11 protein-coding genes are annotated in these 11,884 nt (G+C 71.4%); 8 read left to right on the top strand and 3 right to left on the bottom strand.

Annotated features, from left to right (window positions below; translation table 11 throughout):
- Nucleotides 1-47: 47 nt before the first annotated feature.
- From ACFY6S_RS10250 to ACFY6S_RS10270, 5 genes are all read left to right on the top strand, one after another.
- Entirely contained in the window at nucleotides 48-296 is a 249-nt protein-coding gene (locus ACFY6S_RS10250; protein WP_388821325.1) for an acyl carrier protein, read from the top strand.
- A gap of 76 nt (nucleotides 297-372) precedes the next feature.
- Nucleotides 373-1,635, top strand: a complete 1,263-nt coding sequence (gene fabF / locus ACFY6S_RS10255) for a beta-ketoacyl-ACP synthase II (RefSeq protein ID WP_388821328.1) — start codon at nucleotides 373-375, stop codon at nucleotides 1,633-1,635.
- Nucleotides 1,636-1,787: 152 nt separating this feature from the next.
- A complete protein-coding gene (locus tag ACFY6S_RS10260) occupies nucleotides 1,788-2,231 on the top strand; it encodes a hypothetical protein (RefSeq protein ID WP_388821330.1) in 444 nt (147 codons plus the stop codon).
- 8 nt (nucleotides 2,232-2,239) lie between these two features.
- The gene (locus ACFY6S_RS10265; RefSeq protein ID WP_388821333.1) at nucleotides 2,240-4,051 is read left to right on the top strand and encodes an alpha/beta hydrolase; all 1,812 of its coding nucleotides are present in this window, start codon (nucleotides 2,240-2,242) and stop codon (nucleotides 4,049-4,051) included.
- The gene (locus tag ACFY6S_RS10270; RefSeq protein WP_388821336.1) at nucleotides 4,048-4,572 is read left to right on the top strand and encodes a hypothetical protein; all 525 of its coding nucleotides are present in this window, start codon (nucleotides 4,048-4,050) and stop codon (nucleotides 4,570-4,572) included. The genes ACFY6S_RS10265 and ACFY6S_RS10270 overlap by 4 nt, the downstream gene beginning before the upstream one ends.
- 30 nt (nucleotides 4,573-4,602) lie before the next feature.
- Here ACFY6S_RS10270 and ACFY6S_RS10275 read toward each other — a convergent pair whose 3' ends face one another.
- Both ACFY6S_RS10275 and ACFY6S_RS10280 read right to left on the bottom strand, forming a co-directional pair.
- The gene (locus ACFY6S_RS10275) at nucleotides 4,603-5,478 is read right to left on the bottom strand and encodes an NAD(P)-dependent oxidoreductase (protein ID WP_388821338.1); all 876 of its coding nucleotides are present in this window, start codon (nucleotides 5,476-5,478) and stop codon (nucleotides 4,603-4,605) included.
- A gap of 135 nt (nucleotides 5,479-5,613) precedes the next feature.
- Nucleotides 5,614-6,108, bottom strand: coding sequence for a DUF3145 domain-containing protein (locus ACFY6S_RS10280; RefSeq protein WP_388821341.1), 495 nt, complete (start codon nucleotides 6,106-6,108; stop codon nucleotides 5,614-5,616).
- 292 nt (nucleotides 6,109-6,400) lie between these two features.
- Between ACFY6S_RS10280 and ACFY6S_RS10285 the strand changes: the two genes are divergently transcribed.
- Nucleotides 6,401-7,330: an SGNH/GDSL hydrolase family protein gene (locus tag ACFY6S_RS10285; RefSeq protein WP_388821343.1), complete on the top strand. Its 930-nt coding sequence runs from the start codon at nucleotides 6,401-6,403 to the stop codon at nucleotides 7,328-7,330.
- A 152-nt stretch (nucleotides 7,331-7,482) separates the two neighbouring features.
- Nucleotides 7,483-8,475: an aldose epimerase family protein gene (locus ACFY6S_RS10290; RefSeq protein WP_388821347.1), complete on the top strand. Its 993-nt coding sequence runs from the start codon at nucleotides 7,483-7,485 to the stop codon at nucleotides 8,473-8,475.
- A gap of 110 nt (nucleotides 8,476-8,585) precedes the next feature.
- On the opposite strand, the gene ACFY6S_RS10295 is transcribed toward ACFY6S_RS10290, so the two are convergent.
- On the bottom strand, nucleotides 8,586-11,057 hold the full coding sequence (locus tag ACFY6S_RS10295) for a glycoside hydrolase family 3 C-terminal domain-containing protein (protein WP_388821350.1): 2,472 nt from the start codon (nucleotides 11,055-11,057) through the stop codon (nucleotides 8,586-8,588).
- 116 nt (nucleotides 11,058-11,173) lie between these two features.
- On the opposite strand from ACFY6S_RS10295, the gene ACFY6S_RS10300 reads away from it, so the two are divergent.
- Nucleotides 11,174-11,875 (top strand): TetR/AcrR family transcriptional regulator, encoded by a 702-nt coding sequence (locus tag ACFY6S_RS10300; protein WP_388821354.1) that lies wholly within the window; start codon nucleotides 11,174-11,176, stop codon nucleotides 11,873-11,875.
- Nucleotides 11,876-11,884: the final 9 nt, after the last annotated feature.

Raw genomic sequence — 11,884 nt, forward strand, 5'->3', positions numbered from 1 at the left:
TTTCCTATCACCCTCATATCCCTCCGCTTACTACAAAGGAGCGCCTCATGGCCTTCACCCAGGAACAGATCGTCGAGGGTCTCGGCGAGATCGTGAACGAGATCGCCGGCATCCCGACGGAGGACGTCCAGCTGGACAAGTCCTTCACCGACGACCTGGACGTCGACTCGCTGTCCATGGTCGAGGTCGTCGTCGCCGCCGAAGAGCGCTTCGACGTCAAGATCCCGGACGACGACGTCAAGAACCTGAAGACGGTCGGCGACGCCGCCGACTACATCGCGAAGCACCAGTCCTGACCCGACAGTGCGGCTGACGCCACCCGGTGGTGGCGCCGTAAATTCAGCACCCTCTACACGTGGAGAAAGAATTCCAGTGAGCCCGACCAATCGCACCGTGGTCGTCACCGGTATCGGCGCAACCACACCGCTGGGTGGCGACAGTGCCTCGACCTGGGAAGGTCTGGTCGCGGGGCGCTCCGGGGTACGCACCCTGGAGGGCGAGCGCTACGCGAACCTCCCGGTCCGTATCGCCGCCACCGCTGCCGTCGACCCGGGCGACGTCCTGCCCCGTCCGCTCGCCCGCAAGCTGGACCGCTCGGCGCAGTTCGCGCTGATCGCGGCCCGCGAGGCGTGGGCCGACGCGGGCTTCACCGCGCGCGCCGGGGAGGACACCTCGGTCGACGCCGACCGGCTCGGGACCGTGATCGCCTCCGGCATCGGCGGCGTGACGACCCTCCTCGACCAGTACGACGTGCTCAAGGAGCGCGGCGAACGCCGGGTCTCCCCGCACACTGTGCCGATGCTGATGCCCAACAGCCCCTCCGCCAACGTCAGCCTGGAGGTGGGCGCCCGGGCGGGCGTGCACACCCCGGTCTCCGCCTGCGCTTCGGGCGCCGAGGCCGTCGGCTACGCCGTGGAGATGATCCGTACCGGCCGTGCCGACGTCGTCGTCGCCGGGGGTACGGAGGCGGCCATCCACCCGCTGCCCATCGCCGCGTTCGCCAACATGATGGCGATGTCCAAGAACAACGACGACCCCACCGGGGCCTCCCGCCCGTACGACACGGGACGCGACGGCTTCGTCATGGGCGAGGGCGCCGGCATCCTCGTCCTGGAGTCCGCGGAGCACGCGGCCAAGCGGGGCGCGCGCGCCTACTGCGAGATCCTGGGCCAGGGCCTCTCCTCCGACGCCCACCACATCGCCCAGCCCGAGCCCACCGGGCGCGGGATCGCGAAGGCGATGCAGAACCTGCTGGACTCGTCGGACCTGAAGCCCTCCGAGATCACGCACCTCAACGCCCACGCGACCTCCACGCCCCAGGGCGACGTCGCCGAGATCAAGGCGCTGCGCCGGGTCCTGGGCGACGACCTCGACCATGTCGCGATCTCGGCCACGAAGTCGATGACCGGCCACCTTCTGGGCGGCGCGGGCGGCATCGAGACGGTCGCCACGGCGCTCGCCCTGTACCACCGCACGGCCCCGCCGACGATCAACATCGAGCACCTCGACGAGGAGGTCGACGCGGACGTCGTACGCGGCGAGGCCCGCTCGCTCCCGGGCGGCACGATCGCGGCGATCAACAACTCGTTCGGCTTCGGCGGCCACAACGTGGTGCTGGCGCTGCGTACGGTGTGATCGGACTGTACGAACGGAAGTGCCCGGCAGGGGATCGCCCTGCCGGGCACTTCCGTCTGAGTACGCGGGCTCATTTCGGTCGGCCGTGACAGACACACACTCACCGTCGTTGCCACTGTGGGTGTCCGACAGACCGGGGGGAATGGAGCAGCATGACATCTTTCGAGACGGAGTGGGCACAGCTCAAGCAGGACGCCGCGACCCGTACCGCTCTCAGGCTCGCGAGCGCCGAGGGAGCGACCGGGGGCGGCTCGGGCGACGTGCGGTCGAATAGGTCAGCGTGGACGGCCGCGGCGAACGGGGTCGGCGAGCTGAGGACCGGGACAGCCGAGGCGCGGACCGCGCTGGGCAAGGGCCAGGAGGGCCTGGGTACGGAGGCCGGGGTGGAGAGCGCGGCGGCCCAGGCAGTCGTCTTCCGCTCCTGGGACGCCTATCTGACGAAGGTCTCCGGCCGGTGCACCGCCATCACGGAACAGCTGCGGAAGGCGGGCGGCGACCTGCACGGGAACGACGAGGCCGTCAAGCAGGAATTCGACCGGCTGAAAGCCGCCTACGAGGACACCCCCGCCGTCGGTGGCGGCAGCAGAGACCGGTGACCTGACTGATGGACTTCACGACTCTCAAATCGCTCAAGCCCTCGGCGTACGAGGACGCGGCGGGCGGATATCAGGCGGCCGTCACCATGGCCACCCGAACGAAGGACGAGATCGAGAACGGCATCGCGGCCGCGATGCGTGGATCGCTCAGGGGCGAGGCGGCAGAGGCGGCGCTGCGCGAACTGGGCGAACTGCGCAAGAACTTCCACTACATCCAGATCGAATGCGGCCTGGTCGGCACGGCACTGCGGGCCTTCGCCGCGGATATCCTCCCGGCGAAGAGCAAGCTGGACGCGGCCGTCGCGGACGCCGTGGCCCGTAAGTTCACGGTCGGCCCAGGCGGTTCGGTCGGCTATCCGGCGGCGGGGGACGAGGTCGACGGCCGGCTCCCCAGGGGTGGCACCGCGAACGGCACCACCGACGAGACGGCCCGTGCCATCAACCGCCAGGCGGCCGGCTTCGACCCCAACCCCGACTACGCGTACGCGCAGGACTGCGCGGACCGCATCGCCTCGGCTGTCGCGGAAGCCACCACGGTCGACCAGAAATGGGCCCCGCACCTGCGCCGCCTCGAAGCCGACGACGACCTGACCGTCTCGGCGGCGGACCTGGCGGACGCGGCGGACGACATGGACGACCTCCGCAGTACCGGCTCGTCCTATCTGAACGATCTCAAAGGCCCCCCGAAGGACGCCACCCCCGAGGCCAACGCCGCCTGGTGGCAGTCCCTCACTCCCGAGGAACAGGCCGACTGCCTCGCCCTCTTCCCCGACCGCGTCGGCGCCCTGGACGGCCTCCCTTCCGACATCCGCGACGAGGCGAACCGTACGGTGCTGGACGAGAAGCGCGGCCGGTACCAACTGGAGCTGGACGCGATTCCGCCGGAGCCCACAAAGTTCCGTTCCCTGGGAGCGGACGGGGTGGTGTACACCGACGAATGGCTCGACTGGCACCATCAGCACGAGGGTCGGAAGGCGCACCTGGAAGCCTCCCTCAAGGGGATGGACTCCATCCAGAAGCGCTTCGACCAGACCGGGATCAAGGGCATGCCCGAGGCGTACCTCCTGGGTTTCAGCCCGGAAGGCACCGGCCGGGCGATCATCGCGAACGGAAACCCCGACACCGCGGATCACACAGCCGTGTACGTCCCGGGCACGACGGCGAATCTCGGCGGTATCGAGGGAGACATCAACCGGATGACCCGGGTGTGGCGGGAGGCGAACTCCATGACGTCCGGGGATGTCTCGACTGTCACATGGCTCGGCTACGACGCACCGCAGAACATCGTCCTGAATTCGCCGGACAGCCATTTCGCCGACGACGGCGCGCCGGCCTTCAACACGTTCATGGACGGGCTCCACACCACGAACACCACGGACTCCGGCGGCCATCACACCGTCATCGGCCACTCCTACGGCACCACACTCGTCGGCTCGGCCGCACGCCAGGGCGACCTCAGCACCGACGACGTGGTGCTCGCCGGCAGTCCCGGAGTTCAGGTGGGAAGGGCGACGGACCTGGACGTCCCCGCAGGGCACGTCTGGAATGAGGACGCCGAAGGCGATCCGGTGCCCGAGATCGGTCGGTGGGGCCACGGCGGCACCCAAGAGGTCGACGGAATCCGGCCGGCGGGCCCGGACGGGTACGCGTCGGGCAAGCAGACGATCAGGGGAATCATCCCCAGTGACGAACTCTTCGGCGCGAATCGGATGAGGACGAACACGTCCGGGCACAGTGACTACTGGAACGAGGGCTCGGAAAGCCTGAAGAACCAGGCGGCTGTTGTCGTCGGCGCCTACGGCAAGGTGAAACTCGAATGAACAGGCCCGGTATCGGCGCACTGCTCGGTGCGGTGCTGGCTCTCACACTCACTGGATGCGGCATGAACAGCCCCAAGCCCGAGGGAACGCGGGCCGTGGACGACGTGATGTCGGCTACCGAGAAGACCTCCAGCCGGATCCTCGACCTCATCGCGGTAAAGGGAAAGGTCTCCGAGCCCGGCCCCGGCGTGACCACGTGCGAAGACGCCGAGCCGGGACAACTCTTCTCCGTGTACCACCCATGGAGTGTCACGGGATCGTCCGACGACGAGCTGGCGAAAGCCATGCGCCGCCTCAAGAGCGAACTCCCCGGCGAGGGATGGGAAATCGTCGAGTACGGCCCCAATTCGAGCCGCGACAGAACCCTTGAGCTGACGGCAGACCACGCGGAGAAGAAGCTCGGCCTCAACGTCGAGTTCTGGAAACAGAACGAGGGAGAGGACGGAAAGCCGAAACTCATCGTGAACGTCGTCTCGGCCTGCTATCGGGCTCCGGACGGGGAGGAAGTCGACTATTCCTGACCACCCGGAACCGGCCTCGGCCGTCGCACCTCACTCCTCAAAACTCGCGAAATACGTCGCCGCCATGTCCTCATCCCCGTGCCCCTGCTCCGCCGCCCGCCGGAAGCGTTCCGCCGCTGCCGATGCCAGGTCCAGGCGGACCCCCTCCGCCGCGCCCGCCGCGACGATGAGGCGGGCGTCCTTGCCGGCGGTGGTGACCGTGAAGCTCGGGGTGTAGTCAGCGTTCAGGATGGCCTCGGACTTGGTGTGGAGGTATCCGCAGTCCAGCGCGCCGCCCGCCATCGCCTCCAGGAAGTGGCGCGGGTCCACGTCCAGGCCCTTGGCGAGGGCCATCGCCTCGGCCGCGCCGTTCGTGAGGGTGAGGACCCAGCTGTTGCAGACGAGCTTCAGCCGGCTGGCGGCGCCGGTGGAGCCGTCGTCGGAGAGCCAGACCGTACGGCTGCCCACGGCGTCCAGGACGGAGGCCAGCGGGGCGCGCGCGGACTCGGGGCCCGCCGCGAGGACGACCAGGTCGCCGCTCTCGGCCGGCGCCTTGGTGCCCAGGACAGGCGCGTCGACGAAGGCCAGGTCGTGGTGGCGGGCCAGATCGGCCAGTGGGGCGACGGCCTCGGTGCCCGTCGTCGTCGACTGGAGCCAGACGGCGCCGGGGCGCAGGCCCGGCGAGGCGGCCGTCATGGCTTCCAGGGCGGCCGGGCCGTCGTACAGCATGGTGAGGATCACATCGGCGCCGGTCACCGCCTCCGCGGGCGTCCCGGCGGGGGTCGCGCCGTCGGCGGCGAGGGCTTCGGCCTTGGCGGGGGTACGGTTCCAGACGCGGACGTCGTGTCCGGTGCGGCAGAGGTTACGGGCCATCGCGGCGCCCATGATGCCGGCGCCGAGGACGGCCACGGTCGGTCGATCAGTCATGACCACCACCGTAGGACCCACCCGGGCCGACCGCCCGGTGAACCACGCCCCGAGCGCCACGCCCGGGGCCGGCCGGCCCCGGGCCGCCGGACGCGCCACCGCACAGCCCGGAAGCGCCGGGTCGCGCGCCGCTCCCTACACCACCTGGTGCAGCCAGCGCACCGGCGCGCCCTCGCCCGCGTAGCGGAACGGTTCGAGTTCGTCGTCCCACGGCTTGCCGAGCAGCTTCGCGATCTCCGTCTCCAGCTGGGTCTCACCCCGCTGGGAGCGTGCCAGCGCGGCGCGCAGCCGGTCCTCGGGGATCAGGATGTCGCCGTGCATTCCGGTGACGGCCTGGAAGATGCCCAGGTCAGGGGTGGCGCTGTAGCGCTCGCCCTCGGCCGTGGGGCAGGGTTCCGCGGTCACTTCGAAGCGGAGCATCTGCCAGCCGCGCAACGCGGAGGCGAGCTTCGAGGCGGTGCCCGCCCGGCCCTTCCAGGAGACCTCGGCTCGCCAGGTGCCCGGCGAGGCGGGCTGCCGGATCCAGTCGAGCTGGACCCGCAGGCCGAGGACGCCCGCCACCGCCCACTCGACGTGCGGGCACATCGCGCGCGGTGCGGAGTGTACGTACAGGACTCCACGTGTCGTCACCGGGACCTCCAGTGTGGGCCGAGGTTCGCCTTTCCCAGCGCCTCAGTAAACAGCATCGGGAGTGAAACTCCGCAAAAGGGACAGTAAGTGACGTGATGTAATTTACCGGAGCCGTGGATCAGGTGTCTCTGGTTCGACGTGGGAAAAGCTACCGTGCGGCAGGGCGGCCGGGGTGACGTACGGTCGGTCCCGGGGCGGATATCCGCGAAGCTTTCACTCGGCAGGACGCCGCCGGATGCCGGAGCCTCCCCGGAAGGCCCGGGGCCCCGGAACGCCAGGAGGAGGGACCACCATGCCGGAGAGGCCGCCTCGCAGCCGTGACCCCCGCCGCGCCCGGCCCCACGTGCGCCGTCGCGCCGGGCTCGCCGCTCTGACCGCCGTGCTCGTCGCCGGGACCGGCGTACTGGCCGGGTGCGACTCCTCCGGCTCCGACGCCCCCGACGCGGAGAAGAAGCGCACCGCCGCCCCCGCCTGGAATCGCAGCCCGGAGTCGGTGGCCGCGGTCGGTGACTCCATCACGCGCGGCTTCGACGCCTGCGCGGTCCTCGTCGACTGCCCCGAGGTGTCCTGGGCGACCGGCACCGACCCAGGTGTACGCAGCCTCGCCGTGCGCCTCCTCGGCGCTCCCGCGGCGAAGAAGAACAGCTGGAACCACGCCACGACCGGCGCCAGGATGGCCGATCTGCCCGACCAGATGGCGCTGGCCGCCCAGGAGAAGCCCGAGCTGGTCACGGTGATGGTCGGCGCCAACGACGCCTGCCGGGAAACCACCGGCCAGATGACGCCGGTCGCCGACTTCCGGGTCTCCTTCGAGACCGCGCTGCGCCGGCTGCGCGCGGAGGCGCCCAGGACGCAGGTGTACGTGTCGAGCGTGCCGGACCTGAAGCGACTCTGGTCCACCGGGCGCGGCAATCCGCTGGGCCGGCAGATCTGGAAGCTGGGGCTGTGCGCCTCGATGCTCAGGGACGCGCAGGACATGAGCGAGCGGGCGCGGGAGCGGCGCGACACGGTGTACGAGCGGGTCGTGGCGTACAACGAGGTGCTGAGGGACGTGTGCGCGAAGGACGCGCGCTGCCGGTACGACGGCGGGGCGGTGTTCGACTACCGGTTCACGGGTCGGCAGCTGAGTCAGTGGGACTGGTTCCACCCCAGCAAGGACGGACAGGGCCGGCTGGCGGAGATCGCGTACCGCAATGTCACGGCGACGAAGTTCCCGGGCTGATCACCGTACGGAACCGGGTGTGCGGGTCATGCCGAAGTCGTGGAGGCCCGGTCCCGGGCTGATCACCGTACGGAACCGGGACCGGCCCCGGAAGCCTGGACCGGTCACCGTGGTGACCACCGCCCGGCCCTTCCGGCGTAGAGTTCTTGATCATGACTGTCATGAACACGGAGCGCGTCGGCGCGACAGCCGAGGGTGCGCCCATCCACCGCTGGACCCTGGAGCGGGCCGGCATCCGGATACGTCTGCTGACGTACGGCGGTGCCGTGCAGTCCGCCGAGGTGCCGGGCCGGGACGGGACCACCGCCAATGTGGTGCTCGGCTTCGCCGACGCCGAGGACTACGTCACCGGCCGGGGGCCCTATCTCGGGGCGCTGATCGGCCGGTACGCGAACCGCGTCGCGGGCGGCGCCTTCACCCTGGACGGGGTGGAGCACCGGCTGTCGGCCAACGAGGGCCCGAACACCCTGCACGGCGGTGAGCGCGGCTACGACCGGCGGGTGTGGGACGCGGAGCGGGCGGGCGACCACGGGGTGCGGCTGTCGCTGGTCAGCCCGGACGGCGAGCAGGGTTTCCCCGGCCGGCTGGAGGTCTCGGCCACCTACACACTGACCGCGTCGGGAGCGCTGCGGATCGACTACCGGGCCGTGACGGACGCGCCGACGCACTTCAATCCCACGAACCACACCTACTGGAACCTGGCCGGCGAGAGCAGCGGCGCCGCGACCGACGGGCACGAACTGCGGATCGCGGCCGGGCGGATCACCCCGGTGGACGACGCGACCCTGCCGACCGGGGAGCTGGCGCCGGTCGGCGGCACGCGCTTCGACTTCCGTGAGCGGCGCCCGCTGGGTCCGGGGTACGACCACAACTATGTCCTCGACGCGCCGGGCGGGGACGAGCCCGTCGCCGAGCTGTACGACCCGGTGTCGGGGCGGGTGCTCACCGTCGCCACCAGCGAGCCGGGGCTCCAGCTCTACACCGGCGACCACTTCGACGGGAAGCCGTACGTGCGCGGCGCCGGGATCGCCCTGGAGACCCAGCACTTCCCGGACTCCCCCAACCAGCCGGGGTTCCCGAGCACCGTGCTGCGGCCGGGCGAGGAGTTCCGGTCCACGACCACGTACGGATTCGGCGTGCGCTGACCCGGCACGCGGCGCGCGAGGACGCGCGGTGCGCGCAACACGGCACCGGGGCGTCGAGGCGTGAGGCCCCGGAGCGGCGTCAGGTCAGCTCCGGGGCCGTCCGTACCTGCTCAGACCGCCTCGACCACGCAGCTCAGCCGGCGGTCGGCGACCGAGCGGCCGGCCTGGACCTCGTAGTCGCCGGGGATCAGCGCCCAGAGGCCGGGGCCCTCGTCCCAGATCTCGAAGGCGCGGCGCCGCAGCGTGACGCGCGCCTCGACGCTCTCCCCGGGGCCCGCCTCCACCGAGGCGAAGCCGGCCAGCCAGCGCGCCGGGCGTTCGACGGCGTCCGCGACGGGGGCGAGATAGATCTGCACGACCTCGCGGCCCGGACGGGTACCGGTGTTGCGCAGCCGTACGGTGACCTCCTCCGGGGTGGCCGTGATCGTCTCGTACTCCCAGTCGGTGTAGCCGAGTCCGTGGCCGAAGGGGTACGCGGGGGTGGCGTCCGCTCGCTCCCAGGCCCGGTAGCCGATGAACACGCCCTCGTCGTAGGGGAGTTCGCCGTCGCCGGGGGTGGTGCGCGAGACCGGTACGTCGGCCAGGGCGACCGGCCAGGTGGTGGGCAGCCGGCCGCCGGGCTCCGCGGCGCCGAGCAGGACATCGGCCAGCGCCGCGCCGCCCTCCTGGCCGGGGAACCAGGTGAGCAGCACCGCGGCCACGTCCTCGCGCCACGGCAGCTCCACCGGGGAGCCGGTGTTGACGACCACGACCGTACGGGGGTTGACGGCGGCGACGGCGTGCACGAGGTCGTCCTGGCGGCCGGGGAGCTTCAGGTTCGTGCGGTCGAAGCCCTCGGACTCGACGCTCTCCGTCGTGGCGACGACCACCACGGCGGTGGAGGCGGTGCGCGCCGCTTCGACGGCCTCGGCGATCAGTTCGTCGGGGTCGTGGCGGGGGCCGAGGTGGAGCAGGGAGAACGCGACGGCGCTGATGGGCGCGTCCTCGATCTTGTGGACGGTGTGCAGCAGCGAGATCTCGACCCGCCGGCCCTCGGTGAACACGGCGCGGGCGCGCTCCACCGGGGTGCCGAAGAACGCCTCGAACGGGTCGGAGGCGTCGCCGGGCCCCTGCGTACCGTCGAAGAGGACCTCGCCGTCGACGGTGAGGACGAAGCCGCCCAGGCCCTGGGTGCCGAGGGTGTGCTCGCCGCTCTCGCGCGGGATGAAGTGGCCGGTCATCTCGACGCTGTGGAGTTCGTCGTGGCTGACGCCGTCGGGCAGGTCGGCGCCGGCCCACTGGATGCGGCCGCCGGGCACCGAGGCGGTGCCCAGGACCCGGCCGTCGGCGGCGCGGCAGGTCGCCCGGAGGGTGAATCCCTTGTCCGCCGGGGCGAGTTCGTCGCTGGGGTCGGCGCCGACGGAGTAGGTCAGCGCGCCCTCGGGGAGGGCAGCGGTGAGGCCGTCGAGCGGGGAGACGATGTGGTCGGGGAAGACGGTGGCCGAGCCGCCGCCGAGCACCCGGGCGTCACGGGCGGCGGCGCCGATCAGGGCGACGGTGCCGTCCGCCGGGGGCGCGAGCGGGAGGGTGCCGTTCTCGTTGCGTACGAGCACGAAGGAGCGCCGGGCGATCTCGCGGGCCAGCGCGTCCCCGTCGACCGGCGCGGGGAGTTCGGTGACGGCGGCGGGCGCGCCGTCGAGGATGCCGACGCGGGCGGCGAGCCGCAGGACGCGCCGTACGGCCTCGTCCACGGCGGACTCCTCGACCTGCCCCGCCCGGACGGCGGCGGTGAGGGCGTCGCCGTACACCGTGCGCGGTCCGGGCATCGCGACGTCGAGGCCGCCGAGGAGGGCGCCCACGGTGGAGCGGGCGGCGAGCCAGTCGGAGACGATGTAGCCGTCGAAGCCCCATTCGCCGCGCAGGACGTCGTTCTGGAGGTACCGGTGTTCGGTCATCGTCGCGCCGTTGACCTGGTTGTACGCGGCCATGATGCCCCACGGGTGGGCGTTCGCCACGATCGCCTCGAACGGCGCGAGGTACAGCTCGCGCAGCGGGCGCGGGGCCACGATGTTGTCGACGGTGAAGCGGTCGGTCTCGGCGTCGTTGGCGACGAAGTGCTTGACCGTCGTGCCGACTCCGCCGTCCTGCACGCCGAGCACATAGCCGGTGCCGATCTCGCCGGTGAGGTGGGGGTCCTCGCTGTACGCCTCGAAGTGCCGTCCGCCCAGGGGCGACCGGTGCAGATTGACGGTCGGCGCGAGGAGTACGTGGACGCCCTTGCGGCGGGCCTCCTGTGCGAGCAGCCTGCCCGCGCGGCGGGCCAGCTCCGGGTCCCAGGACGCGGCGAGGGCGGTCGGGGACGGGAGCGCGACCGACGGGTCGTCGGCGGTCCAGCGGATGCCCCTGACGCCGATGGGCCCGTCGGACATGACCAGGGAAGCGAGTCCGATGCCGGGGAGCGCGGGCAGGGACCACATGTCCTGTCCGGCCAGCAGCCGGGTCTTGGCCTCCAGGTCGAGCCTGCCGAGCGCCGTCTCGACGGCCTCTTCGCGCGCCCGGTCCCGCTGGGTCGCCCGGTCGGCCCGGGTGATGGGTGCGGCCATGTCCGTACCTCCTCGTCGGTGTGGTGGATGGTTACATGGTGGGCCCTCGAATCTGTACACCGGTAGGGTTCGTTATTTTTTTGTTACTGAATGGTGCGGGGAAGGGAGCGGCTCCGATGGGGCGAGCCAGGAGTGCGGAGCGGCGCGCGGAGATACTCCGTGCCGCCCTCGAAGTCATCGCGGAGCGCGGCTACCGGGGCGCGACCCTGGGCGCGGTGGCCGAGCGGGTCGGTCTGACCCAGCAGGGGCTGCTGCACTACTTCCCGTCGAAGGAGGCGCTGCTCGTCGCCGTCCTGGAGGAGCGCGACCAGTGGGACACCGGCGGCAGCGGCGACGGGCGCAAGGGGTGGCGGCTGGAGCTGCTGGCCTCGCTGGTGGAGTACAACGCGATGCGCCCGGGGATCGTGCAGACGTTCTCGGCGCTGCTGGGCGAGAGCGTGACGGAGTCGCATCCGGCCAGGGAGTTCTTCACCCAGCGCTACGCGCAGGTCCGTGAGGACATGGCGGAGGTCCTGCGCGACGAGCTGGGCGACCGTCTCCCGGACGGCATCACCCCGGAGCGGGCGGCCGTGCTGCTGACGGCGGTGATGGACGGGCTCCAGTACCAGTGGCTGCTCGACCCGGAGTCGGTGGACATGCCGAAGGCGTTCCGTGACTTCCTGACCCTGCTGCGGTCGGGGGGGCCGGAAGGCTCGGGGGGATCGGCGGACTCGGGGGGATCGGCGGACTCGGGGGGCCCGGAGGACTCAGGGGGCCCGGAGGACGCGAGGGGCCCGGACGGTTCAGGGGGCCCGGAGCGGTCGGGGCCCTCGGCCTGACGGTGTGCC

The organism is Streptomyces sp. NPDC012835, assembly GCF_042900885.1.
Taxonomy (GTDB): Bacteria; Actinomycetota; Actinomycetes; order Streptomycetales; family Streptomycetaceae; genus Streptomyces.